The organism is Bacillus sp. JK62 (assembly GCF_053663455.1).
The window spans coordinates 754,306-780,030 of record NZ_JBSJQA010000001.1 but is presented as its reverse complement, the minus strand read 5'-3'; the positions used below and the strand labels follow the sequence as shown (position 1 = coordinate 780,030).

Annotated in this window: 22 protein-coding genes; 4 read left to right on the top strand and 18 right to left on the bottom strand. The window is 49.5% G+C overall.

Annotation, left to right across the window (positions count from 1 at the left end; translation table 11 throughout):
* Positions 1–1,146 (top strand): ABC transporter permease, encoded by a 1,146-nt coding sequence (locus ACWJJ4_RS03855; protein WP_094247504.1) that lies wholly within the window; start codon positions 1–3, stop codon positions 1,144–1,146.
* 32 nt (positions 1,147–1,178) lie between these two features.
* Here the strand turns inward: ACWJJ4_RS03855 and ACWJJ4_RS03850 are convergent, their stop codons facing one another.
* Positions 1,179–2,009, bottom strand: a complete 831-nt coding sequence (locus ACWJJ4_RS03850; RefSeq protein ID WP_007410023.1) for an aldo/keto reductase — start codon at positions 2,007–2,009, stop codon at positions 1,179–1,181.
* 221 nt (positions 2,010–2,230) lie between these two features.
* On the opposite strand from ACWJJ4_RS03850, the gene ACWJJ4_RS03845 reads away from it, so the two are divergent.
* Entirely contained in the window at positions 2,231–2,716 is a 486-nt protein-coding gene (locus ACWJJ4_RS03845; protein ID WP_278071304.1) for a stress protein, read from the top strand.
* Positions 2,717–2,752: 36 nt separating this feature from the next.
* Here ACWJJ4_RS03845 and ACWJJ4_RS03840 read toward each other — a convergent pair whose 3' ends face one another.
* From ACWJJ4_RS03840 to ACWJJ4_RS03820, 5 genes are all read right to left on the bottom strand, one after another.
* Positions 2,753–4,768 (bottom strand): Na+/H+ antiporter, encoded by a 2,016-nt coding sequence (locus tag ACWJJ4_RS03840; protein ID WP_015418205.1) that lies wholly within the window; start codon positions 4,766–4,768, stop codon positions 2,753–2,755.
* 346 nt (positions 4,769–5,114) lie between these two features.
* Entirely contained in the window at positions 5,115–6,830 is a 1,716-nt protein-coding gene (cysI, locus tag ACWJJ4_RS03835; protein ID WP_095324127.1) for an assimilatory sulfite reductase (NADPH) hemoprotein subunit, read from the bottom strand.
* Positions 6,831–6,857: 27 nt separating this feature from the next.
* On the bottom strand, positions 6,858–8,666 hold the full coding sequence (locus tag ACWJJ4_RS03830; RefSeq protein ID WP_015387718.1) for an assimilatory sulfite reductase (NADPH) flavoprotein subunit: 1,809 nt from the start codon (positions 8,664–8,666) through the stop codon (positions 6,858–6,860).
* A gap of 174 nt (positions 8,667–8,840) precedes the next feature.
* On the bottom strand, positions 8,841–11,156 hold the full coding sequence (gene helD / locus ACWJJ4_RS03825; protein WP_182069531.1) for an RNA polymerase recycling motor HelD: 2,316 nt from the start codon (positions 11,154–11,156) through the stop codon (positions 8,841–8,843).
* 172 nt (positions 11,157–11,328) lie between these two features.
* Positions 11,329–11,937 (bottom strand): trimeric intracellular cation channel family protein, encoded by a 609-nt coding sequence (locus tag ACWJJ4_RS03820; RefSeq protein WP_146284074.1) that lies wholly within the window; start codon positions 11,935–11,937, stop codon positions 11,329–11,331.
* 222 nt (positions 11,938–12,159) lie between these two features.
* Here ACWJJ4_RS03820 and ACWJJ4_RS03815 point away from each other — a divergent pair, with 222 nt between their 5' ends.
* Positions 12,160–12,960 (top strand): zinc-dependent metalloprotease, encoded by an 801-nt coding sequence (locus tag ACWJJ4_RS03815; RefSeq protein WP_025853854.1) that lies wholly within the window; start codon positions 12,160–12,162, stop codon positions 12,958–12,960.
* 34 nt (positions 12,961–12,994) lie between these two features.
* Here ACWJJ4_RS03815 and ACWJJ4_RS03810 read toward each other — a convergent pair whose 3' ends face one another.
* The 6 genes from ACWJJ4_RS03810 to csoR form a co-directional block, all read right to left on the bottom strand.
* The gene (locus ACWJJ4_RS03810; RefSeq protein ID WP_014305812.1) at positions 12,995–13,414 is read right to left on the bottom strand and encodes a disulfide oxidoreductase; all 420 of its coding nucleotides are present in this window, start codon (positions 13,412–13,414) and stop codon (positions 12,995–12,997) included.
* Positions 13,404–14,075: a DsbA family protein gene (locus ACWJJ4_RS03805; RefSeq protein WP_454021453.1), complete on the bottom strand. Its 672-nt coding sequence runs from the start codon at positions 14,073–14,075 to the stop codon at positions 13,404–13,406. Before ACWJJ4_RS03805 ends, ACWJJ4_RS03810 begins: the two co-directional genes overlap by 11 nt.
* A 117-nt stretch (positions 14,076–14,192) precedes the next feature.
* Positions 14,193–16,304, bottom strand: a complete 2,112-nt coding sequence (locus tag ACWJJ4_RS03800) for a heavy metal translocating P-type ATPase (RefSeq protein ID WP_454021452.1) — start codon at positions 16,302–16,304, stop codon at positions 14,193–14,195.
* Between the two features lie 149 nt (positions 16,305–16,453).
* A complete protein-coding gene (locus ACWJJ4_RS03795) occupies positions 16,454–18,883 on the bottom strand; it encodes a heavy metal translocating P-type ATPase (protein WP_416405823.1) in 2,430 nt (809 codons plus the stop codon).
* Positions 18,884–18,966: 83 nt separating this feature from the next.
* Positions 18,967–19,173 (bottom strand): copper chaperone CopZ, encoded by a 207-nt coding sequence (copZ, locus tag ACWJJ4_RS03790; RefSeq protein ID WP_015240581.1) that lies wholly within the window; start codon positions 19,171–19,173, stop codon positions 18,967–18,969.
* A gap of 75 nt (positions 19,174–19,248) precedes the next feature.
* Positions 19,249–19,554 carry a copper-sensing transcriptional repressor CsoR gene (csoR, locus tag ACWJJ4_RS03785; protein ID WP_013353610.1) on the bottom strand — a complete coding sequence of 102 codons (306 nt, stop codon included), beginning with the start codon at positions 19,552–19,554 and terminating at the stop codon, positions 19,249–19,251.
* A 138-nt stretch (positions 19,555–19,692) separates the two neighbouring features.
* Between csoR and ACWJJ4_RS03780 the strand changes: the two genes are divergently transcribed.
* A complete protein-coding gene (locus tag ACWJJ4_RS03780; RefSeq protein ID WP_454021451.1) occupies positions 19,693–20,733 on the top strand; it encodes an oxidoreductase in 1,041 nt (346 codons plus the stop codon).
* 44 nt (positions 20,734–20,777) lie between these two features.
* Here ACWJJ4_RS03780 and azoRB read toward each other — a convergent pair whose 3' ends face one another.
* From azoRB to ACWJJ4_RS03750, 6 genes are all read right to left on the bottom strand, one after another.
* Entirely contained in the window at positions 20,778–21,413 is a 636-nt protein-coding gene (gene azoRB / locus ACWJJ4_RS03775; RefSeq protein ID WP_003151719.1) for an FMN-dependent NADH-azoreductase AzoRB, read from the bottom strand.
* Between the two features lie 194 nt (positions 21,414–21,607).
* On the bottom strand, positions 21,608–22,936 hold the full coding sequence (locus ACWJJ4_RS03770; protein ID WP_454021450.1) for an LLM class flavin-dependent oxidoreductase: 1,329 nt from the start codon (positions 22,934–22,936) through the stop codon (positions 21,608–21,610).
* Positions 22,933–23,220 (bottom strand): glutaredoxin family protein, encoded by a 288-nt coding sequence (locus ACWJJ4_RS03765; RefSeq protein WP_025853848.1) that lies wholly within the window; start codon positions 23,218–23,220, stop codon positions 22,933–22,935. The genes ACWJJ4_RS03770 and ACWJJ4_RS03765 overlap by 4 nt, the downstream gene beginning before the upstream one ends.
* Positions 23,221–23,231: 11 nt before the next feature.
* Complete coding sequence (locus ACWJJ4_RS03760; RefSeq protein ID WP_278071313.1) at positions 23,232–24,239, bottom strand: LLM class flavin-dependent oxidoreductase; 1,008 nt, start codon at positions 24,237–24,239, stop codon at positions 23,232–23,234.
* Positions 24,236–25,015 (bottom strand): amino acid ABC transporter ATP-binding protein, encoded by a 780-nt coding sequence (locus ACWJJ4_RS03755; RefSeq protein WP_171463595.1) that lies wholly within the window; start codon positions 25,013–25,015, stop codon positions 24,236–24,238. The genes ACWJJ4_RS03760 and ACWJJ4_RS03755 overlap by 4 nt, the downstream gene beginning before the upstream one ends.
* Positions 25,012–25,719: an amino acid ABC transporter permease gene (locus ACWJJ4_RS03750; RefSeq protein ID WP_070082373.1), complete on the bottom strand. Its 708-nt coding sequence runs from the start codon at positions 25,717–25,719 to the stop codon at positions 25,012–25,014. Before ACWJJ4_RS03750 ends, ACWJJ4_RS03755 begins: the two co-directional genes overlap by 4 nt.
* Positions 25,720–25,725: the final 6 nt, after the last annotated feature.

Here is a 25,725-nt window from a genome sequence, read left to right as displayed (position 1 = left end):
ATGAAAAACTTCTGGTGGCTGTTTGCACACACTCTCAAAGGAATTACAAAAAGCAAAAAACAGCTCATTCTTTATATCGGGGCTCCGCTGATCGGCGTCTTCCTCTCCTTCATGACCAATGCCAACGGCGGAGCCGAAACGCTCAATATCGGCATTCTCAATCAAGACGGCGGAGAAGTGGCACAGGATACGGTCACGTTTTTAAAAGGACTGGATCATGTGAAGATTTCGGAGGAAACGGCTGCATCCGCCTCATCAAAGATCGCTTCAGGAAAAATGGAGGCGCTCATTACGTTTGAAAAAGGCTTCTCCCAAAGCGTAAAAGACGGGAAACCGTCTCACATCGGCATGACCTCGCTGAAAGGCGCCCAGGTCACCGGATATGTCAGCTCTTATTTGTACAATTATATGAACAGCGCCGCCTCAATCGGCAAATCTTCCGGCGGAGACGCGAAGGCCTTTCAGGCGATGTACGCCGATTTCAAGCATTCTCCGATTCAAACGGAGTCCGCTGTTTTACAAGATACATCGAACCATAAAGAAATGACTTACTCAGTCATCGGGTATCTCATTATCATTATGCTTTATTCCGCCGGCAACCTGACGGAACTGATGATTAAAGAAAGAGAAAACAGGACGTACTACAGGCTTCTGTCAACGCCGATCACGTCAAAGCAGTATGTATTGGCGAACGCGGCGGTGAATATGATCATCATGGCCGTCCAAATTATATTCGCCGTTCTCTTTATGGGCGCCGCTTTTCATATTCATCCGTCATTCCCGCTGTGGCAGCTGTTCGTCCTGATGATGCTGTTTGCATTAAGCGCAATCGGGATCGCCTTTATTGCCGTCGGTTTTTCCAACAGCAGCTCTTCGGCATCGGCGCTTTTGAACTTGATCGTCGTGCCGACAAGCTTGCTCGCCGGCTGCTTTTTTCCGGGCAATATTATGCCGAAAACAGTGCAGACAATCGCCGAATTTTTGCCTCAGCGCTGGGTGCTTGATACGGTCGATCAATTGCAGCACGGCCGCACGCTCCAAAGCCTGACGCTGAACATCATCATTTTGGGAGCCTTCGCCGCCGCCCTGTTATTAATAGCCGCATACAGGTTCAGCGTAAAACGTCAGACACAGACATTTATGTAAAGAAAAACAGCCCCGTAAAGGGCTGTTTTTTCTTAGAACAGAAGCTCGTCCGGATTCGGTCCGACACGCTCGTCTTTGTTCAATGCGCTGATCTTTTCCATTTCTTCCTGTGACAGTTCGAAATCAAAAATATCGGCATTTTCTATGATGCGATGCTCTTTAATCGATTTCGGAATGGTAACGACTTCGTTCTGAAGATCCCAGCGCAAAATCACTTGAGCAACCGATTTGTTATGTTTTTCCGCAATTTGTGACAGCACTTCGTTATCGAGGAGCTGTCCCTGCATCAATGGAGACCACGCTTCCACTTGAATGCCCTGCGCTTTGCAGAAATCTCTTACTTCTTTTTGAGTCAGGCGCGGGTGGAATTCAATCTGGTTGACCATCGGCTTGATTTCAGCATCTTTCAGCAGTTCTTCTAAATGATGCACTTGGAAGTTGCTGACGCCGATGGCGCGGATTTTTCCGTCTTTGTACAGCTTTTCAAGAGCGCGCCATGTGTCTTTATATTTATCCTTGCCCGGCCAGTGAATCAGGTAAAGGTCGAGGTAATCGAGGCCGAGGCGCTCAAGGCTTTTCTCAAACGCGTCAAGTGTCGTTTCGTATCCTTGATCTTCATTCCACACTTTTGACGTGATGAACAGCTCTTCTCTGGCAACGCCCGCAGCTCTGATGCCTTCGCCGACACCCTCTTCATTTTTATAAATAGCCGCCGTATCAATGCTGCGGTAGCCGTTTCTGATTGCCGCTTCGACGGAGTCCGCCGCTACGCTTCCGTTTTCCACCTTGAAGACGCCAAGGCCGAACCACGGCATTTCAACGCCATTATGAAGCTTTACAGTATCTTTTAAGCTTTTTGCCACGTTGAACCATCCTTTCTAGTCATTATGTAAACGGTTATTATTATCTCACATTTCCGCCGTAAGAAACCAATTATACGCTCATCGTTATAACAAAAACCATCTTTAGTGCCCAAGTACCACCAACGTTATTATTTTCCTATTTTTCAAAATTTACGGTTAATCGTGTAACTGTCCGGGTAAATCGCTACTGTAGCCACCACACAATTGAAGGAGGAAATCATATGAAACGTATGCGTATCCCGATGTCCGTTGCCCTTGGCGCCGCTTTGTCTCTGACTCCTCTGTCCTTTGTATCCGCAAAAGAAAACCCGGCCCCTCAAAACTTGGCTCAGCAATCATCAGATGTCTCAGCAAAAGATGTCGGATTAAACATTGACGTTGACCTGCTCGGCATCGGCAATTCGATTGCTGACGCGATTAAGTCGGCGCAAAACCGTGACGGCTTCGTCAAAAACTTAATGGAATCTTCATTCTACGCTTCCGGACAAAAATATAATGTCATGGTGTTTAATTTAAGCCAGGAATATGAAGATCATTTTAACGGCGTTCAGTTTTACGGTTCCGCCGTTTATGACGGCATCACGTACGGCATTTGGGTGTTTGAAGACGGAAGCTTCACCAACAAAGGAGATGGCGGCTGGATCAACTGGGCCTTCAGAGGCTGGTTTGACCGCGACGGCGATCACGTCGAATTCCATCGTCCGTAATCTAAAAAAGTCCGGCGAACAGATGCCGGACTTTTTTTATTCATCTCCGTCAAGCATGGCCGCTTCCACATCATTGATGTATTGGCGAAGCTCATGCGACATGTCGCGGGAAATTTCCCGCTCTTCGAATAATGTTTGGATTTCGTTGCGGATGGCCTGTACGGCCCTCAGTTTGATTTCGAGTTTTTGATTTTCAAAACGGCGGCTCGGATTCTGTTCGTGATACGAGTGCCCCAGCCTGAAAATCAAGTGATTGTAAAAGGAAATGACGGCAAGCGTCACATCTTTATTTTCTTCAGTCATGTGTTTTTTCAGGCTTTCAATGGCCGCTTTTGCCGTTTTAACCCTTGTGGAGCGAATGAGACCTTCTTCATTTAAAATCGACATTTCCGGCTTTTTATGTTCACCGAAAAAGATCCAGTACATCAGGCGTTTCAGCTTTTTCTTAGATAAGCCGACTTTAAACGGATTCGTATACAGCACTTCCAGTTCATCAAACCGTTCCTGAAGGCTGTCAGCCGTTTCTTCCGGTATGTCGCCCCGCTCAATCAGCCGCAGCAATTCTTCCTGTTCTGCCTGTATCCCTTGGGCGCGGACTTTCCGCTCATCTTTTTTCGTGCGGTTTTTGACGGTGAACTGCTGAAACCTGAGATTTTTCATTTTCTCATTGTATTCGGCAATGACCGCAAAAGAAGCCGTTTTGTTTGTCTCATTCATATTTTCTTTAATGGCGGTTAAGGCAGCTTTTATCAGCTTCCGTCTCGCTGTCAGCAATTTGACTTTCTTCTCTTTCACATTGTCTTCCGGCTTATCTGTCAAAATCGGCAGTACGATTGTCGCCAGCACCAATGTGCACAAAATAACGCCCGCGGCTAAAAAGAGAATCAAATTCCGTTCAGGAAACGGTGAGCCGTCAGAGAGCACGTAAGGAATGGAAAAGGAACCCGCAAGCGTGACCGCTCCCCTGACGCCTGAAACCGAAATCAGCAGGGTCGAGCGCAGGCCGGGTTTATAAATGCTCTGATCCTTGTTAAAAAACCACTTGCCGTTCCAAAAAAACAGCACCCACAAAAACCTGAGAATCATTAACGTCAGCGTAATGACGATAATATACCCGATGACCATCATATTGTTAAACGCGGTATCATTAAAGATGACGGAAACCACGTCCGGTATTTGCGCACCTAAAATAACGAAAACAAGACCGTTCAGAATGAACAAAATAATATTCCACGTACTTGAAGAGACGATTTGCAGTTTGACCATCGTTGATTCAAGACGGTCCTGCTCCACCGCATGCGTGATGCCGCCGGCCACAACCGCTAAAATGCCGGAAACGCCGATTTCTTCAGCCGCGAGATAGATGACGAACGGCGTCAGAATTTGAATCAGCATATGCATCGTGACATCCTGCATGCCGAGGCGCCGCATAAACAGCCGGAAACGGATAATCAAAAAAGAAATGACGACACCGCTGAGTAAACCGCCGGCTGAAATCAGAACGAAACTGAAGGCGGCCTGCGCCAGCGAAAATGCGCCCGTCACGGCCGCCGCAATCGCAAATTTAAAAGCGACCAGGCCGGATGCGTCATTCATCAGTCCTTCTCCTTCAAGGAGACGCAGAATGCCTTTTGGCATCTTCACACGCCCTGACAGCGCGCTGACCGCGACGACGTCAGTCGGTGACAGGATCGCCGCCAGCCCGAACGCGGCGGCCAGCGGAATGCTCGGAATCATCCAATGAATCGTGTAACCGCCGACAATCACCGTGGCAAACACGAGCCCGAGCGCAAGCAGCAGAATCGGCGCTCTTAAATTCCAAAGTTCCGCACGCGGCGTCCGTTTTCCATCGTTAAAAAGCAGCGGCGCGATAAACAAAACAAAAAACAATTCAGTATTCAGTTCAAAATGAAGCCCCTGCGGAAATGACGCCGCAATGATACCGAGCGCCACCTGAATCAAAGGCACCGGGATAAAGGGGACAAACCGATTTACGATATTTGAGATCGCGATAATGGTTAAAAGTACGAGTACGACTAAAAATATGTCCAAAGCTGACCTCCTTCATCTGCTGCATCATATCATTATTGTCTGTTCTCTGCCCTTGTCAAAGGCCGGAGCCGATGATCGGGCAGATTCAATATATTTTCCGCACGCAACCATTCTTCTTTTATTTTACCCGTTTTTATTTAAAATTTCTCATAACGCGCTCACGGCGAACTTTTTTTGCCTTCGGCTACATTTTTTCCGGAAAAAGAAAAAGCCTGTTTTCTCTGAAAACAGGCTTTTTCGCAAGCTGCGTCATCTGTTTCATGACGCGGTGCAGCGTTTATGCTGCTTAGCAAAGGATAGAGAACCACCGCCAGTGTGTCTCTATCCTTGGTTTTAAGAGCTCATCTTATTCGTGAAAATTCGTGCCGTCTGTCGTCGCTTTAATGATGCCGGCGCGGATGACGAAATCGCCGAAGTGTTCGCCTTCCTCACGCTCTTTCGCGTAGCGCGGGAGAATAGTGCGAAGCTCACTCAGAATTTCCTCTTCACCGATATTTTCCCGGTACATTTTGCTCAAACGGCTGCCGTCAAACGCCGCTCCTAAATACATATTATATTTTCCGGGCGCCTTTCCGATAAATCCGATTTCGCCGAGTGCATGGCGGGCGCAGCCATTCGGGCACCCGGTCATACGGATGGTGATTTCTTCATCCCGCAGCCCGTTTTCGTCAATAATGTCTTCAATCTTATCAATCAATTTCGGCAGATACCGCTCGGCTTCGGCCATGGCGAGCCCGCATGTCGGAAGCGCGACGCAAGCCATTGAACTGCGGCGGAGGGCGGAATGCTGCCGGCCGTCTGTCAGACCGTATTGTTCGATTAATGCGCTGATTTGTTTCTTTTTCTGGCTCGAGACATTGCCGATAATCAGGTTTTGATTAGAAGTGAGACGGAAATCCCCTGTATGGACTTTGGCGATTTCACGCAATCCCGTCATCAGCTTATAATTCTCATAGTCCGTGACGCGGCCGCCTTCGATAAACATCGTAAAGTGCCATTTCCCTTTTACGCCCTTCACCCATCCGTAACGGTCGCCGTTATGGTCAAAATGATAAGGTTTCGCTTCATCCAGCTGCCAGCCGAGGCGGTTTTCCAGCTCGGCTTTTACGTTTTCCAGCCCGAGACGGTCAACGGTGTACTTGAATCGGGCATTCTTTCTGACGGAACGGTTTCCGTAATCGCGCTGAATTGTAATGGTTTTTTCCGCTACATCATACAGCTGCTCCGGTTTGCAGAAGCCGATGACTTTTGAAAGCTGCGGATAAGTGGCCGTATCGCCGTGCGTCATTCCCATACCGCCGCCGATTGCCACGTTGAATCCGATAAGACGGCCTTCCTCCACGATGGCAATGAAGCCGAGATCTTGAGAAAAGACATCGATATCATTGGACGGAGGCACGGCGATTCCGATTTTGAATTTCCGCGGCAAATACAGCGGCCCGTACATCGGTTCCGTTTCCGTGTCAGGAGTTCCCGCCACACGTTCCTCATCAAGCCAGATTTCATGATAGGCTCTCGTGCGCGGAAGAAGGTCATCGCTCAATTTCTTCGACCATTCGTATACTTCCGCATGAATTTCAGACTGGTGCGGATTTGAAGCGCACATGACGTTTCGGTTGACATCTCCGCAGGCCGCAATGGTATCAAGCAGCGCCGCATTGATTTTCTGAATCGTTTTTTTCATGTTCCATTTTAAAATTCCGTGCATTTGGAACGTTTCACGCGTTGTCAGCTTCAATGTATTGTTTCCGTATTTTTGCGCCAGTTCATCCATGACAAGCCATTGTTCCGGAGTTGACACGCCGCCTGGCATCCGGACGCGCAGCATGAACTGATAAGCCGGTTCAAGCTTTTGTTTTTGACGTTCATTACGGAGATCGCGGTCATCCTGCAAGTAGCTTCCGTGATGCTTCATCAGCCGGTTGTCATCGTCCGGGATGCCGGCTGAAATCCGGTCGAGCATGACTTCTTTCAATGTGCCGCGCAAATAATCACTTTTTTCTTTAATTTCCTCAACATCACTTGGAGGGCCTTCCGGCGCTTTTAAAATGTTGTTCACCATGCTGAATAAGCTCCTTTCAAACCAAAATCAATATACGTCACGCTGATAGCGTTTTTTCTGCTGCATGTCTGCCAGGAAGCTTTCCGCTTTTTCACGGCTCATGCCGCCTTCTTCCTGAATGATATCGAGAAGCGCCTGGTGCACGTCATGCGCCATATGCTGTTCATCACCGCAGATGTATACGGCGGCTCCCTGCTGCAGCCATTCATACAGCTCTTTGCTTTGTTCTTTCATGCGGTGCTGCACATATACTTTTTCCTCCGAATCCCGGGAAAAAGCGACGTCCATTTTTGTGAGAACACCGTTTTGCAGCCATTTTTGCCATTCCGTCTGGTACAGAAAATCAGTGACAAAGTGCTGATCCCCGAAAAACAGCCATGTTTTCCCTTCAGCTCCGGTTTCTTCACGCTCCTGCATAAAGGAACGGAACGGTGCGATGCCTGTCCCCGGCCCGACCATAATGATCGGTGTATCCGGGTTTTCCGGCAGCTTGAAGTTTTGGTTGTGCTGAATGTAAATCGGAAGCGTATCTCCCGGCTGGAGTCTTTCCGCACACAAAATGCTGCACACGCCTTTGCGTTCTCTGCCGTGCGCGTCATATCTGACCGCTCCGATTGTCAGATGCACCTCTTCCGGATTCGCTTCTAAACTGCTTGCGATCGAATAGAGCCGGGCCGGCATTTTACGTAGGATGGAAAGAAAGTCTTCCGCGGAAGCTTCCCACGGACCGAAATCCCGGACGAGATCAAGCAGATCACGGCCGTTGGTGTATGCTTTCAGCTGCTCTTCGTTTCCTTCGGCCAGAAGTTCACTCAGCTTTTGATCAGCCGTAAACTGTGCGGCCTTTTGCAAAAGCGGCTTTGTTAAGACGGTAATTTCAAAATGAGAAGTAAGCGCGTCTTTCAGCGGACGGCGCTCTCCTTGTTTATTCACCGCCACTTCCTGTTCCGGATTCCATTTCAGCTCATTGATCAGCTCATCAACGAGCGCCGGATCATTTTCCGGATAGATGCCGAGGCTGTCTCCGGGCTGATACGCGAGGCCCGATCCTTCAAGCGAAAGCTCAAGATGACGTGTTTCTTTATTCGAACCGCGTCCGTTCAGATTGATGTTCTCAAGAACCTCCGCCCGAAACGGGTTCGTTCTGGAATATACGGATTCACCGAGAGCGGGCGTCTCGGCAGGCGCTTCGGCTGTTTGATTTCCCGCTCCTTCGTTCAAACCGCCGATAACCGCGTCAAGCCATTCCGAAAACGGCTCATCATAATCAAGATCGCAATCAACCCGCGGCGCAAGCTGGGTGCCGCCGAGCTCTTGAAGACGCTCGTCAAACTCTTTGCCGGTCTGGCAGAAAAATTCATACGAGCTGTCCCCGAGCGCCAAAACGGAGTAACGGAGCGCTTCAAGCTTCGGCGCGCGTCTGCCGTGAAGAAATTCATGAAAGGCCAGCGCGTTATCCGGCGGATCGCCTTCTCCGTGCGTGCTCACCACGATCAGTAAATTGTTTACTTTTTTCAGATTATTCGGCTTAAAATCGTTCATCGACGCGACGGTGACCTGGAATCCCCGTTCCTCAAGCGTCTTTACCGTCTGTTTCGCAAGACCTTCCGCATTTCCCGTTTGCGATCCGTATAATACGGTCACTTCTTTCGAGACTGCCGGGCTTTCTGCAGGAGCCGGAGCAGCGGGCGCGGCTGTTTCACCGGATTCGGACCGGGCCGCAGCCAAATAACCGCTCAGCCAGATTTTCTGTGATTCTGTCAAGGTCGGCAGAAGGCGGTTAAGGAGCTCTGCCTGCTCCTGATTAAACGGACTGTTCATGACCTGAAGTTGCAACGATATCCACCTCACAAGGAATTAAACGTAACGTACGTTATTTCTATAGGAATTGTCAAAATAATATTCTAATTGAAACTTTACCGAAAGTTTGTATGTAAGTAAAATATATAATCATGATGACAACGATTAAGATTACTAATGATAAAAAGCCCTTTGCACTCGGCAAAGGGCTTATACGAATAAGCCGGCGGGCACTTCTTTTATAAAAGGAGAGGGTTCTCCCGGAGACAATACGGTCAAATGATGCATCGCCCGCGTACAGGCCGTATATAACAGCTTACGGTCATGTTCGCTATTGTACTGGGCAGCAGAGGCGTCAGCGGCAATGACGGCGTCAAACTCAATGCCTTTTGCCAAATAAACGGGAATGACGCATACCCCTTTTTGAAAAGGCTGGTTTTCTTTATTGATCAAGCGGACACCGCTCTCGGCGCTGACTGCCTGAAACACTTTTTTGGCTTCCGCGGCCGTTTTGCAGATGACGGCGACCGTCTCCCAGCCTTTTTGTCTGAGCTCCCGGATTGTATCCGCCAATTGTTCCCGCCGCGCATTTTCTGTATCCGTCCGCAAAACACGCGGTTTTTCCCCGTTCCGGTTAAAAGGCTCAATGTCATCGCCGTCAGCCAGCAGCGCTTTCGTAAATTCAACAATCTGCCGCGTCGATCTGTAAGTCCGCTTCAGGCTGACATACTTTTCTGCACCATTGCGAAAGCAGCCGGCGAGGGAAGAAGGGCCCGTAATGGTGTGGGCATAAATCGACTGGCTGACATCACCGAGCACCGTCATCTTTGCCGCCGGGAAGATGCTTTGAATATATGTGAGCTGAAATGGGGAATAATCCTGCGCTTCATCAATGAAGACGTGCTTCATTTGTGTGTTTTTTCTTTTTCCTTCTAACAGATCCTGCAAATACAGATACGGAGCGGCATCTTCATACGGAAGCGACCGTTCTGCAAATGCGTTTCTGGTCAAAGCGCCGATGCTCTCCCAATGATCGGGCTTTTCATCAGCTCCCCAGTCTGAAAACAGCCGGAGATACATCCGTTTTATATCGAGAAAGCCGAGCCGTCTGACGGCCTGCTTAATCGGTTTAAAGGCTTTGCCGACAATAATGGCGCCAAGCAGGCGCTGTTCGCGCTGATGGTCGTCAAATGCAGGTTCATCATCTGCCGCCTGCTTCTTGAGTGTTTGATAAACCTCAGCATAGTCTTCCTTATCAAGCAGCTCGCTCTCCTGCAAGACCCATTCCTTCTTACGCTCCTTTTTTTCGAGAGCGCTGATTTCCGCGAGAAGCCATTCCGCCGTCAGCTCCGCTCTGTTCGGAATCGGCAGCTGCTGATCAAGCGAATAAAAATAGGCTTCAATCCGCTCTTTTGAAATCAGGATGTCTCCCCGGAAGCTGATCTGTTTACATATCAGGCCCGAGCCGGAAAGCGAGCCGGCATAGCGGTCAATCAGGGCCTGGAAAGCTGGTGACGCTTTGTAAGCAATGGCTGCGAGCCTTACGGAAAGTGCGTCCTGATTTTGTTCAGTCAGGCAATATTCAAGCTGCTCGTACGGGCTTTCACAATCAAACTTTCGTCCGAGACGGCGGATGATATATTCCTGAAAGGTGGCCTGCTCCATATTCTCTTCTCCCAATTCCGGCAATACGGCGGAAACATAACTGTTAAACAAAATGTTCGGGGAAAACAATACAATCTGACGGGCATCAAGCACCCCGCGCCCGCGGTACAGCAAGTAAGCGGCCCGCTGAAGCGCCGCGGATGTTTTCCCGCTCCCGGCGGCTCCCTGAACGATGAGATATTTGCTTTTTTCATCCCGGATGATTTCGTTCTGTTCTTTTTGGATGGTCGACACGATGTTTTTCATATGCTGTCCGGAATGGCCGCTCAGCACCTCTTGCAGCATTTCGTCACCAATCGTCATATCCGTGTTAAACATCGCTTTAAGCGTCCCGTTTTTAATGATAAACTGCCGCTTCAGTGTGATGTCTCCCTCTATCGTTTCTTCCGGAACTTCATAGCGGGCTTTTCCCGGGGAATATTGATAGTAAAGAGATGAGATGGGCGCGCGCCAATCATAAATGAGAAATTGCTCGTTGTTTTCATCCATCAAAGAAGTCAGCCCGATATAAATCCGCTCGGAAGAGGACTCCCCTTTTTCCGTAAAATCGACACGGCCGAAGTAAGGAGAGGTTTTCAGCTTTTGGATTTTTTGAAGCTGCCGGTATTGAAGCCGATGCGTCCGTTCACGTTCTGAAAGCATTTCCGCCTGCTGTTTAATGCTTGAAAATGTCTCAGCCGCTTCATGGGCGTCATCCATATTCACGGTGACATCATCCCAAAACGTTTTTCTCAGGCCGACAATATCCTGCTTCAATCCGCCCGATGAGGCTTCAAGATGAGTTTGTTTCTGTTCCAGTTCCTTCATGACAAAATTGATTCTTTCCTGCTCTTCTTTCCATTCTTTATCACGTTTTGCCATCAGCGGCACCTCCGACATCAAGCTGACAAATCCGGCTTTCATCATACAAACATATATGCAACATATTATTCAGCATTATGGTCAAATACCCTTTTTCTTATCATATCGGGCGTCTTTTTTTATCAGAAGCCGTTATGCAAAAAAACCGATTTCGTTTGTGAAATCGGTTTTTTTACTGATCTATATGATAGGAACGAATCGGCAGGCGCCACCTGAACACATAACTGCAGATGCGGCATGCCACAAGCACAAGAAACAGCACATACAAACCGGCGGCATCCCCGGCCCAGCCGAGGCCCACGATTAACCCTCCGAGCGCGGCCCAGACTGCATAAATTTCCGCCTTGAGCACAAGCGGCTTTCTGCCCGCGAGCAGATCCCGTATGATGCCGCCCCCGCTGCCGGTCAGGACCGCTGCCGCAATCACCGCACTGAGCGGATGGCCCATTTTCACGGCATATAAAGCGCCTTGGATGGCAAACGCCGATAGCCCGATGGCATCGGATAGGTTGCCCCATTTACTCCAATGTCTTAACAGCAGCTTCGGAAACAAAAAGACAATCGTAACTGATGCGAGAGCGATTTGAAAAAACGCGCCTTGCTCCCACAAGGCGGAGACCGGAACACCGATCAGCAGATTTCGGATGGCTCCTCCGCCGAACGCCGTTACAATCCCCAAGATATACACGCCTAAAATATCATACTCCTCTTCCATCGCAACAATCGCTCCGCTGACCGCAAACGCAATGATGCCGATTACACTAAGCAGCTCCCAGGCCATTCCATATGCTCCTTTTTATTTGTTAAATTTTCTGACGACCATTAGATTTTATAATCGCTTTCTCTTAAAATCAACCTTATTTTTGAAAGATTCTGATTCCTAATCCGGGACAACCTCACCCGCAACCGCTGAGAGCGAGAATATTTTCCTATTTTATACTTTAATGGAAGGTTTATTGGAAGTTTCATTGAATACTTTCTCTAACAAAAAGGGGGTTATGAGATGAAAATCAGTTCACTTGTTTTTCCTGTTTTATTGGCCGCCGGATTAATTCCCGGCCTGCCGTCAGCCGAAAGCCATACGCATTCGCACACTCATGCGGAGCCGGCGAAAACGGTATATACGGACCCGCTTCCGAAAGCCGATCATTTTAAAGATCTGAAGGGCCCGGTCCAAGTTGAACAGACGGTTGACACAAAAATTCTGGATGAGAACGGCAAGCAGGTCGGCACGAAACGATTCAATGCCAATGTCAGTCAGGATAAAGCCTCAACTAAAGCCAGCACGGGCTCCCAGAAGGTCAGAGTGCTGGCGGTGGCGGACGCTGAATACCGCGCCAAATACAGCGACTGGCAAACGCGAATCGTCCAGATCGTGGAGCAGGCGGATGTCGCTTTTAACCGTGATCATAACATTGATTTCGTCGTACAGGCCGTGCAGGCTTGGAATTCTTCCGGCTCAAACAGTTCTCAGATTTTATCGAATCTCCAAAGCAGCTTCAGAAATCAAAATTATCATTTTGTCGTCGGTTTTACCGCAAAATCGAGTTTTGACGCCGGCGGTATCGCGTATGTATATAACGGCAAACCGAGCGGCCCGGCTTTCAGCGTGAACCTTGATCAAGGAACGGCCAACACGGCGAAAGCGGCACAGCACGAGTTTTCCCATAACTTCGGACTTCAGCATGACGCCCAAGGCAGCGGCATCCGCTGCGTCATGAATTATGATTATGCCTATTCCGTGGATATTTGGGACAGCTCCCATAACAGACAGATTGCGACAAACAAAGCTTGGTACAAATAATAGAAAAAGAGCCGCTCCCCATGGAGCAGGCTCTTTATTTTGCCGTGCGTTCCGTTTTGACAAAACACATGCAGATCATAATGAGAATAAATGCCGTCAATGCCAAGAAAGGAATGGTAATGAAACCGAACCAGTTAATATATTCAGATGAGCAAGGCACGCCGTACACACACGGCTTGATGCCGCTGAAACCGGGCACCTTCTGCTCAAGGTAATGCATGATCGATATAAACGCGCCGATGACGGCCATCGGCAGCACATATTTTTTCACGCGCGTGTCACCCTGGAAGGTGGCGATTCCTAAAATCAGGACAAGCGGATACATGAGAATTCTTTGATACCAGCACAGCTCGCACGGTATGAATTTTCTGATCTCGCTGAAATAAAGGCTGCCGAGCATGGCAGCAAGAGCTATCACCCAAGAAGCATATAAAAATACGATTCTATTTTTCATTTTTCAGCTCTTTCTTAATCGTTTTTGAAATTTCCTCATAATTAGAGAATTCTTTAATCACTTTGTCATTTACGTAAATCGTCGGTGTCGCCGTAATGTTTAATTTATCATTCAGGTCAGTGTCAGCTTTCAGCTCTTTTGCGAAGGTTTCTTTATCAAGGTTTTCCTTCAGCTTGTCATGATCAACCTTTTTCGCGGTGCTTTTGACCGTTTTTTCAAGCAATGCAGGCGTGACCCATTCCTGTTCGCTTGACGGCTGCTCTTCAAACAGCTTTTCATGGAAAGCCCAGAATGATGCCGGGTCTTCCTTCCACACCTCTTCTGAAGCAAGTGCCGCCAGACGCGAGCCGCTTCCGTGGTACATGACGTTCACAAATGAAAATTTCACGTCGCCTTTATCGATAAAATCTTTTTTGATTTTCGGAAAGATATCGCTGTTAAATACTTTGCATGACGGACATTTGTAATCTCCGAATTCAACTACCGTAACAGGCGCGCTGTCTTTGCCGAGCACGGGCTGTCCTTTAATGGAAGGCTGTTCGGCGACTGTTTCGCCCGCTTTTTCCGTTTGGTTGTTAATAATTACGATGGCCGCAAATAAAACGACAACGATTAACGTCAGAATCACCGCAAATTTCGCAGACGATTGTTTCTTTTTCACTCAGACACCTCATTGTTTTTAAAATAAAAAAGAAGCGGATGCCGGATGGCCCGCTTCTCTATTTTACCAAGACAACCTTGTTTAAGAAAACCCTGAAAAACGAATTATCTTTGACAATTATTCCGCTTTCACTCTCATGACGCGCATCGCGTTGGCAACGGCGATCAGCGTGACGCCTACATCTGAAAAGACCGCTTCCCACATGGTGGCGAATCCGAATGCGCCAAGCAAGAGAAAAATGATTTTTACGCCTAAAGCAAATCCGATGTTCTGCCAGACGATCCGGCGTGTGCGGCGTGCAATCCGGATGGCTTCGGCTGCTTTTGACGGCTGGTCTGTCATCAGGACGACATCGGCCGCTTCGACGGCGGCATCAGAACCGAGAGCCCCCATGGCAGCTCCGATGTCAGCTCTGGCAAGCACAGGCGTATCATTAATCCCGTCGCCGACAAACATCAGTTTTTCATTCGGTGAAAGCGCGGCTTCAAGTTCTTCGACGCGGTCTACCTTGTCACCAGGCAAAAGCTCTGTGTACACGTCATCAATACCGAGCTCTCGGCCGACAGCTTCTCCGGTCTGCTTTGAATCACCCGTCAGCATCACTGTCCGCTTCACGCCGAGCGCTTTTAACTTGGCAATGGCCTGTTTGGCGTCCTCTTTGATTTCATCTGCGATCACGATCGCCCCCGCATACTGCTGATCAACGGCGACATAAACGACGGTTCCGTTATTTTCAGCTGTGCCGGAAGCGATTTGTTCTTTTGCCATCAATTTTTGATTTCCGGCCAAAATCGTTGATCCGCCGGTTTTCACCCGAATGCCGTGTCCGGGTATTTCTTCATATTCTTCAATCTCCTCAGCCGCTAACGGTTGATTGTAAGCTTCACGGATGGAAGAAGCAATCGGATGATTGGAATGGACTTCTGCAAGCGCGGCTGCATGAAGCAGGCTGTCATTCGTAAATCCTGCCGCCGGTTTGATATCAGTAACGGCGAAATTGCCTTTCGTTAAGGTTCCCGTTTTATCAAACACGGCGTATGCCACCTGATTGAGCGCTTCTAAATAGTTGCTGCCTTTCACGAGCACCCCTGCTTTAGACGCAGCCCCGATACCGCCGAAAAACCCGAGCGGAATGGAGACGACGAGTGCGCACGGACAAGAAATCACAAGGAAAATCAGCGCGCGGTACACCCAGTCGGATAGCGCGGCTGAAGGCACGAGAAGCGGCGGTAAAAAGGCGAGAAGCACCGCAACAATGACAACGGCCGGTGTATAGTACTTGGCAAACTTCGTAATAAAGTTTTCCGTTTTCGCTTTGCGTCCGGCCGCATTTTCGACCAGATTCAATATTTTTGACACGGCAGAGTCTTCATACCCTTTAGAGGTTTCAATATGAAGCACGCCGTTCTGATTCATAAATCCGGCCATCACCTCTTGCCCCGGCTCCGCTTTTCTCGGCACGGATTCGCCCGTTAAAGCGGATGTATCCACCATCGAGGAACCGCTCAGCACCTTTCCGTCCAGCGGAATCCGTTCTCCGGGATTCACGACGATGACCTGTCCGACTTTGACGTCCTGCGGGGGAACGGCAGCCATGCCGTTTTCCGTTTTCACATTGGCGTACTCAGGACGGATGTCCAATAACGCGCTGATCGATTTTCTGGATCGGCTGACGGCCGCTCCCTGAAACAATTCACCGATCTGGTAGAACAGCATGACCGCGACGCCTTCCGGATATTGATGAATGATAAATGCGCCGATTGTGGCAAGCGCCATCAGAAAATGCTCATCAAATACCTGGCCGCGGACAATATTTTTTCCCGCTCTGGCTACGATATCGCCGCCGATGATCAAATATGAAGCAAAAAAGAGCAGAAACTCAAGGACGGCGCCCGTGTGCGCGAAGTAAGCGATGACGGCCAAAACGGCGCCCGCCGCCAATCTCACTAACATCAGCTGCAGCTTTTTGCGGTATTCATCCCCGCCGGGTTTGTCTTCGTGCTTCGAACGAACGGTCACATGAGGATCAATGGACTTTACTTTTTTCGCGACTTCGTCTTTCATCCATTGCTCGTTTTTCCCGCCGGCTGAGACCGTGATGGTGCTTGCCGCAAAATTGACAGCACAGCCGTCTATGCCGTCAATGGCTTTTACGCCGTTTTCTATTTTTTTTGCACAGTTGCTGCAATCAAGTCCGTCTAATACAAATTCACCTTTGGCTGCTTTCATTTTCGACTCACCCTACTTTCCGTAATAGGATTCCCATAACATCAATACAGGTAAACGAATTTATATATATGAACATATACTCATATATGTGTTTTCTCTATTATATGCAGGCTTTGAATAAAGTGTCAATAAAAAAGACAAAACCGGCATCAGCCGATTTTGTCTTTTTTCACCTTCTGTAAACGCAAAGCATTAAGCACGACCGATACTGAGCTGAATGCCATGGCGGCGCCTGCCACCCACGGAGCCAGAAAGCCGGCTGCCGCAATCGGAATGCCGATGCTGTTGTAGCCCAATGCCCAGCCTAAATTCTGCTTGATGTTTCTCATGGTCAGCCTGCTCATGCCGATGGCGTCGGCAATGCCGTTCAGGTCTCCGCGGATCAGCGTAATGTCCGCTGCTTCCATTGCGATATCGGTGCCGGTACCGATGGCCATCCCGATATCGGCCACAGCCAGAGCCGGAGCATCATTGATGCCGTCGCCGACCATTGCCACGCGCCGGCCTTCTTTTTGCAGCCGGGAAATCTCCGCTGCCTTTTGTTCGGGAAGCACTTCGGCAATCACGCGGCTGATGCCCGCGGCTTTAGCAATGGCTTCCGCCGTCTTTTGGTTGTCACCGGTCATCATGATGACGTCAAGGCCCATATCATTCAGGCGTTTCACCGCGGCCGGAGATGTTTCTTTGATGGTATCGGCGACTGCGATAAGCCCCGCCGCTTTGCCGTCTGCCGCAATAAGCATCACCGTTTTTCCTTCCGCCTCCAAGCGGGCCATGTGCGGAAGCAGTGCTTCATGTTCAATGTGCTCTGATTCCATCAGCCGTCTTGATCCGGCAAGAATCGTTCTCCCTTCAGCCTCTGCATAGATTCCGGAACCGATCCGGGCTTGGAACCGGGCGAGTTTCGGGATGGAAATCCCCCGTTTTTCGGCTCCTGACACGATGGCTTCTCCAAGCGGGTGCTCCGATCCCGTTTCGGCGGCCGCCGCCAGCCGCAGGAGCTCCTCTTCGTTCATTCCCGCTGCCGGTACGGCGTCTGTCAGCACCGGTCTGCCGTTTGTCACCGTTCCGGTTTTATCCAGTACGATGGTCGTCAGACGCTGGGTCTTTTCTAGATGCTCCCCGCCTTTAAAGAGAATGCCGAATTCAGCTGCGCGGCCGGAGCCCGCCATAATGCTCGTCGGAGTGGCGAGCCCCAGTGCGCACGGACAGGCAATGACAAGCACGGCGATGAATTTGCCGATCGCTTCAGAAAACTGTCCCGGCGCCGCCCATACATACCAAATGAGAAAAGTCAGCACGGCCAGCCCCAGCACAATCGGGACGAAAATGCCTGAAATGTGATCCGCGAGCCGCTGAATGGGGGCTTTTGATCCTTGGGCTTCTTCCACGATTTTAATAATGTGTGCAAGCGCGGTATCTTTGCCGACATTCACCGCTCTGATTTTGAGAAAGCCGTTTGCATTGATCGTCGCCCCGGTGACGGTGCTTCCGGGAGACTTATCGACAGGCATGCTCTCTCCCGTAATCATCGATTCATCAATCGCGGAATGGCCTTCAATCACTTCGCCATCGACAGGAACGCGTTCTCCAGGTTTCACGTATACGATATCCCCCGCCCGGACCTCGTCAATCGGAATCACCTGTACTTTGCCGTCCCGCTCAACCGCCGCCGTCTTCGCCTGAAGCTTCATTAACTTTTTAATCGCTTCTGATGAGCGGCCTTTTGCTTTCATCTCTAAAAGCTTTCCAAGCAAAATCAAAGTCAGCAAAATGGCGCTCGTTTCATAATAAAGCCCCTCAGCATGTCCGTCTCGTCCGAGAGACGCAATCGTCATGTACAGGCTGTACGCGTAAGCGGCCGTCGTTCCGAGCGCAACGAGAACATCCATATTGGCGCTTTTGTTTCTCAGCGCCTTGTACGCTCCCGTATAAAAAGGCCAGCCGATGACGAGCTGCACCGGGGTGGCAAGCGCGAATTGCAGCCACGGATTCATCAGGATATCCGGCATCCAGATAAAAGAAGTAAAAGAAAAATGGCTGACCATCGACCATAAAAGCGGAAAGGAGAGAACGGCAGAAAATATGAGCCTGATCAGCTGCTTTCGCTGCTCTTTCTCCTTTTGGGATAATCCGCCGTCTCCATCAACCGCTTTCTTCTCGTCTAATCTGTAGCCGAGTTTTGCCACGGTCTCTTTCAACTCTTTCGGTGTCACCTCTTTCGGATTGTATTCAACGGTGACTGTTTCCAGGGCGAAATTCACCGGTGCGCTCACAACGCCCTCTGTTTTGTTCAGGCGCTTTTCAATCCGGTTGGCGCAAGCGGCGCACGTCATGCCTTCAATCTGAAAATCGGCTTTTTCCGTCACGACGTGATAGCCGAGTTTTTCAATTTTATCCTTTATGGCGCCAGCTTCGATTTTGTCAGGCTGATAAGAAATATTTGAGGTCTCAAGCGCAAGATTGACGGAAGCGTCATTGACGCCGTCCATCCGTTTCAGCCCTTTTTCAATTCTTGAAGCGCAGGCGGCGCATGTCATGCCCCCCACTTGAATGGTTATCTCTTTCGGTTCACTCAATGTCCTCATCTCTCTTCATAAACCCCATGGGGGTATAATTATGATAAAAGAAAACCGCGCCCGTTCCCGAAGCGCGATAAACCTTATACGACGTCATACCCTTGATCTTCAATCGCGTCCTTTATATCTGATACGGAGACTTTGTTCTCATCAAACGTCACATCCACCTGTCCGGCTTCCAATTTCACCTGAACCGCCGTCACTCCGTTCAGTTCTCCCACTCCGGTCTCTACTGCTTTTACGCAGTGCTGACAGGACATGCCTTCGACTTGCAGTGTTTTTTGTTCCATGATGATTCCCTCCACGTCTTGTTTTTTCTTTTTTATGTTACCATACCCCTGTAGGGTATTTCAAAACATTTTATTTTACGATTTTGCGATTTTTTTCACAACATCAAGCAGCTCGGCAATCGCCTGCTCCCCGTTTCCGCTCTCAATGGCGCCGGCTACGCAGTGATGGGCGTGATCTTCCAGCAGATGAAACGCGACTTTCTGCATGGCCGCCTGTACGGCTGAAATCTGCACGAGAATATCCACGCAGTATCGTTCGTTTTCCACCATATTCTGAATGCCCCTGACTTGGCCTTCAATCCGTTTCAGCCGGTTCAGAATCTGGTCTTTTTCCTTGGCGCTTTTATGATTTAACGATTGATGCTCGGTATGTTTGTCCATTTTCCACCTCGGTTTTGTTCTTCGTTACCTTCATTATACAGACTTGAAAATCCGGTGTAAAAAATTTTCAACACACAAGTTTTACCAGTACACCCGCGGGGTATATATTGTTATCACATATCATGAGGGGGAAGTTCATTGAAAACGATACAGGTTGGCATATTGGGATATGGTTTGTCCGGGAAAGTCTTTCATGCGCCGCTTTTGGACGTCCTTGATGATTATCAGATCAAAAAAGTCATGACCTCCAGAACGGAGGAGGTCAGACGTGATCTGCCGGGGGCTGAAGCCGTGCGCGCGATTGAAGACATTACCGGTGATCCTGACATTGATCTCGTCATCGTTACGACACCGAGCGGAATGCATTATGAATCAGCGATGAAATGTCTCCTGGCGGGAAAACACACCGTCGTGGAAAAACCGATGACGGCGACTTCAGCAGAAGCGGAGGAGCTGAGAAGAACGGCTGAAGATAAAGGCGTCTTACTGAGCGTGTACCACAACCGGCGCTGGGACAATGACTTTTTAACGATACAAAAGCTGATTCGGGACGGGGCGCTTCAAGACATTCATACATATCAAGTCAACTACGATCTGTACAATCCGGTTGTCCAAGAAAGATGGCGCGAAAAAAGCGGACCCGCCACGGGAACGCTGTATGATCTCGGTTCACATATCATTGACCAGACACTCCTGCTTTTCGGAATGCCGGAATCCGTCACGGCACATGTGATGAAACAGCGGGACAACAGTGAAACCGTCGATTATTTTCTGGCCGCGCTCCATTACGGCAAGCTTCAGGTTATTCTTCAATCCGGCTCCATGAATGCGGCAAGCGGCCCGCGCTATCAGATTCACGGACGGAATGCAAGCTTTATCAAATACGGAAAGGACGGACAGGAAGCTGCGCTTTCAGCCGGCCAAAAGCCGATTGACGAGAACTGGGGCGCCGATGACCCTGACAACTTCGGAGAGCTGACAATCGCAGCGGATGAAAAAAGGCATACAGAAACAATCCCCTCTGAGAACGGCTCTTACCTTACGTACTACAAACTGCTGGCGGACAGCATCTTAAACGGAAAACCGCTTCCCGTTACGGGAAAAGAAGGCATCGATGTCATCCGTGTCATTGAAGCGGCGATGAAAAGCAGCGAGCAAAAACGGACGATTGCCCTTTAATATAAAAAACCTCCCTGCCGACGGCGGGGAGGTTTTTTTTAAGATCAGAATGATTTTCCGGCTTCTTTCGCGCGGGCAATCGCATCTTCTTTAATTTGCTGTGCTTTATTCGGTTCAGCATTATGGCCTTCAACGATTAAACCGTCAAAAGAAGGAACGCCGAAGAAGTTCATCATGATGCCGATGTAACGGTGGCCCATTTCCATGTCAGCCGCCGGGCCTTCAGAGTAATAGCCTCCGCGCGCCTGAATGTGGAGCGCTTTTTTGTCAGTCAACAGACCGATCGGGCCTTGCTCTGTATATTTGAATGATTTTCCGGCTACAGCCACAGAATCAAGGTACGCTTTCATAACAGGCGGGAATGAGAAGTTCCAAAGCGGTGTGACGAATACGTATTTGTCAGCTGACGCGAATTGATCGCTCAGCTCGTTCAGACGGCCAACTTTCGCTTTTTCGTTTTCAGAAAGCTCTTCAAATCCTGTGCCTGATTGAAGTTTTCCCCAGCCGCTGAATACATCCGCGTCGATATGAGGAATGTTCTCTTTGTAAAGGTCGATATGTACAACCTCATCATTCGGGTTTGATTCTTTATAAGAATCGATAAACGCTTTTCCTGTCGCCATGCTGTAAGATGTCTTTTCATCATGAGGATGAGCAGTGATATAAAGTACTTTTGCCATTGTAAACAGCCCTTTCGTTTTCAAATTACACACACATTTATTATGAAATATGAATGTTTTTTTATACTGATCAGTTCTGTAATAATTATAGTTACAAAAAATTCTTTTCGCAACAATAATATCTCGAAATCAGTATATTTTTTAAAAAAGGCTGTAATGACGGGAATGGCAAGCAGCAGAAAAAGCAGAAACATTTAGTTTCTGCTCAAAATCGGATTTGGTTTGCAGACCGGAATATCCAACCCGAGATTCCCCCGCAGTGTATCCGCCGGATAGCTTTTTCGGTACAGCCCCTTTTCCTGAAGGATCGGTATGACTTGATCTACAAAGGCTTCAAGCATGCCCGGGATGTCAGAGTGAATGATAAACCCGTCCGCCGCTTCCCGCTGAAACCATGTTTCAATTAATGATGCCACACGTTCCGGTGTCCCGATAAAGTTGGTTCGCGGAAACGCGGCTTCGCGCGCCACTTGACGCAGCGTAAGATTCCTGGCTTTCGCCTCTCTTTTGATACGGTCTGTCGTGCTTTGAAACGCGTTTTTCCCGACGTCGCCCAAATCAGGAAACGGCTCATCCAGCGGAAAACGGCTCAGATCATAATCGTCAAAAAATCTGGCCACATATTTAACGGCGTTCTCTATCGGAATCAGCTCGGCGAATTCCTGATATTTCGCTTCCGCTTCTTCTTGTGAACCGGCTATAATCGGACTGATTCCCGGAAAGATCCGCAGCTTGGAAGCGTCCCGGCCGTAATCCGCCGCCCGCTTCTTCACATCATCATAAAAAGCTTTCGTTTCCTCAAGTGAATTGGAGTGCGTAAAGACTGCATCTGCATTCCTCGCGGCAAACGACCGGCCGCTTTCTGAAGACCCCGCTTGGAAAACGACCGGCTCTCCCTGTTTGGACCGGCCGATATTCAGCGGGCCCTCCACTTGAAAATACTCGCCTTTGTGATACAGGCGATGCAGTTTGTCAGGGTCAAAAAACTGCCCGGTTTCTTTATTGCGGACGAAGGCATCTTCTTCCCAGGAATTCCACAGACCGCGCACCACGTCCACATGTTCCTGGGCGATGTCGTAGCGCCGGCTGTGGTCGGGCAGGCTTTCTTTGCTGTGATTGCGCGCGGCTCCCGCCTGCGGAGAGGTGACGAGATTCCAGCCCGCCCTGCCGCCGCTGATATGGTCAAGAGACATCAGCTGTCTTGCGATGGTAAACGGCTCAGTGAACGAGGTGGAAAATGTGCCGATTAAACCAAGATGGGTTGTAGAGGCGGCAAGCGCCGATAAAATAGTGATCGGCTCAAACCGATTTAAGAAATGCGGGATGGACTTTTCAGAAATGAACAAGCCGTCCGCAATAAAAGCAAAGCTGAACAGCCCTCTTTCAGCGGTCTGCGCTTTTTGCCTGTAAAACGCCGCATTCGTGCTTGCTGTCGGATCGGCGTCGGGATGACGCCAGCCGTCCGTTGTGCCGCCGACACCGTGAATCATGGCTCCGAATTGAATTAGATCCGTCCGGCTCATTTTCTCATCCCCTTTTTCCCCTCGTAATCGGCAAGCGCCCGTTCTACATGTTCAATGCCGACTTGAGTAACGGCCTGATACACACGGCTGTCACCGCTGCCGATTTCAACGACGGGAACATGACGGATGCCGTACTTCGTCTGCAGCACGTCACGCAATTCGTCACGCTCTGTCACATCAATTGTTTCGTATGCCACGGCTTTTTCCCGCAAATATCCTTTCACTTCATCACAATAGGAGCAGCCCTGTTTGCTCCAGACCACTACGTTTACTTCATGACTCATGTTCATCCCTCCTATAATTGTGGGGCCGGCTGCACCGCTTCGCTTAACAGCCGGTAAGACAATCGTTTTTCCTCAGCGTTTTTGATAGGCGACAAAATCACAAAATCGGTAATGCTGTATTGAACGGATAATCGTCGCAGCTCGGCGGCGGTCTCTTCTTTTGTCCCGGCAATCACACCCGTCTTTTGTGTGATCAGCTTATATGGCTGCGTGACTTGTTCAAGAAACGCTTCCGCTTGTTCCCGGGAACCGACATTCACCTTTTTGCCGTCTTCGAGAATGATTTTGACCGACTCACGCGATACGACGTGTTTTTCCGCTTCTGCTTTTGTATGTGCGGTAAATACCATCGGCGCAAGGTGAAATTCCGCCTTCGATCCTTTCGGCAGATGCTCGTCAAAGGCGTGGCGCGCTTTTTCTAACGCAGCCTCTTCACCGTTTATGAAATAGGCGAAAACGAAGGAAATGCCGAGTTTGGCCGCGGATATCGCGCTTTCCGCGCTGCCGCCGAGTAAAAAGATGTCAGGCGCATACTCAGTATGCGGCGTCGGCCGCAATGACGCGTAGCGGTGCGAGTCCGGAAAATCATTTCGGATGAAATGAGTCAGCTCCTCAAGCTTTTCTTCAAACAAACGGGCGGGCTGGATAAGCTCCCGCTGCAGCGCATCGGTTGACAGCTGAAATCCGCCGGGCGCTTTGCCGACACCGAGCGCCACACGGCCGGGAGCAAGGGCGGACAGAACCCGGAACTGCTCCGCCACCTTATAAGGACTATAATGCTGCAGCATCACCCCGCCGGATGCGAGACGGATTTTTTTCGTGCTTGCGGCAAGATACCCCAGAACAATTTCCGGCGCTGATCCCGCTATCTCTTCATTGTTATGATGCTCCGCCGCCCAGAAACGGTCATATCCGTATTGTTCGGCCTCCTGAGCCAATCTCACCGTTTGCCGCAAGGCTTCTTCTGCGGTTTGGTTTTCCGAGGTGACACTTTGGTCTAAAATGCTTAAACGAATCATACGACAGGCTCCTTTATGCGCTCTTTTATGTCATAACCGTAATCAGGCAGCACGCGGCGGAGGAACTTCTTCGTTCTTTCTTTTTTCGTCTTGTAAAAGACTTCCTCAGGCGTTCCTTGTTCCACGATTGCTCCTTCATCCATAAACACAATTCGGTCGGACACTCTTCTGGCGAATTCCATCTCATGTGTGACAATGATCATGGTGGCGCCGGTCCGCACAATGTTAAGCATCACCTCAAGCACCTCGCCGACAAGCTCCGGATCGAGGGCGGCGGTCGGTTCATCAAACAGCATCACATCAGGATGAATGGCAAGCGCCCTGGCAATCCCTACCCGCTGCTTTTGTCCTCCCGACAGTTGATTCGGATAGGCATGCAATTTATCCTGAAGCCCCACCTTAGCCAGTTCCCGCTCGGCAATGGCGTACGCATCTGATTTTTTCATTTTCCTTGCGACCGTCAGGCCTTCCATGACATTTTGAATTGCCGTTTTATGCGAAAACAAATGATATTGCTGAAAAACCATCGCCGTCTGTTTCCTCAGTCTGAGAATGTCTTTTTTGGCAGGCTTTTTGCAGTTAATGACTTCACCGTGCAGCGAAATGGCGCCCTCATCCGGCCGCTCAAGTAAATTAAGGCAGCGCAGAAAAGTGGTTTTCCCGGAACCGCTCGGGCCGATGATGGTCACGACTTCTCCTTTCCGGACACTTAAATTGATCCCCTTTAACACGTGATGACTGCCAAAATGTTTCTGAATGTTTCGGATTTCGATCATAATGCGCCTCCTTGATATCTGGCCGCTCTTTTTTCCGCCAGACTGTTTACAGCTTCGAGAATCAGCGTTAATCCCCAATAAATGACGGCCGCCCCGATAAATGCTTCCAGAAACGCATAGTTATCGGATGCCGCAATCGTCGCCGTTCCTGTAATTTCAGGCACTGCAACAATTGCCGCGATGGAAGTGGTATGCAAAAAGCCGATGCCTATATTGGTGAAGTTCGGCAGCGATATCATGAACGCCTGCGGCAGAATTACGCGCCGAATCATCTGGCCCCGCGTCAGACCGATTGAATATGCCGCCTCCGCCTGCCCCGTATCGACGGCCATGATCCCGGATCGGAGAATTTCCGTCATATAAGCGCCTGCCGTTAATGACAGTGCCATGATGACAAACACGGCGACCGGAATCTGATTGGCCGACCAGCCGAGATGAAACGCGCGGCTGAATTGTTCGGCAATCAGCGGAACCCCTAAATAAATCAGCATGATATGGAGAATCGCCGGGGTGCTGCGGAAAAAAGACACGTAAAACGCTGAGCAGGCCAGCAGCCATTTGATGCGGAATATACGCACCGTGATATTGCCGAGAGCTATGAAAAATCCGGCAATAATCGGAATGACCGTCATCGCCAATGTAAGCGGAACGGTTTTCAACATTTGTTTTATCGCAGTGCCGATAAATGGAATGTCCAGCTCCACTGTTCT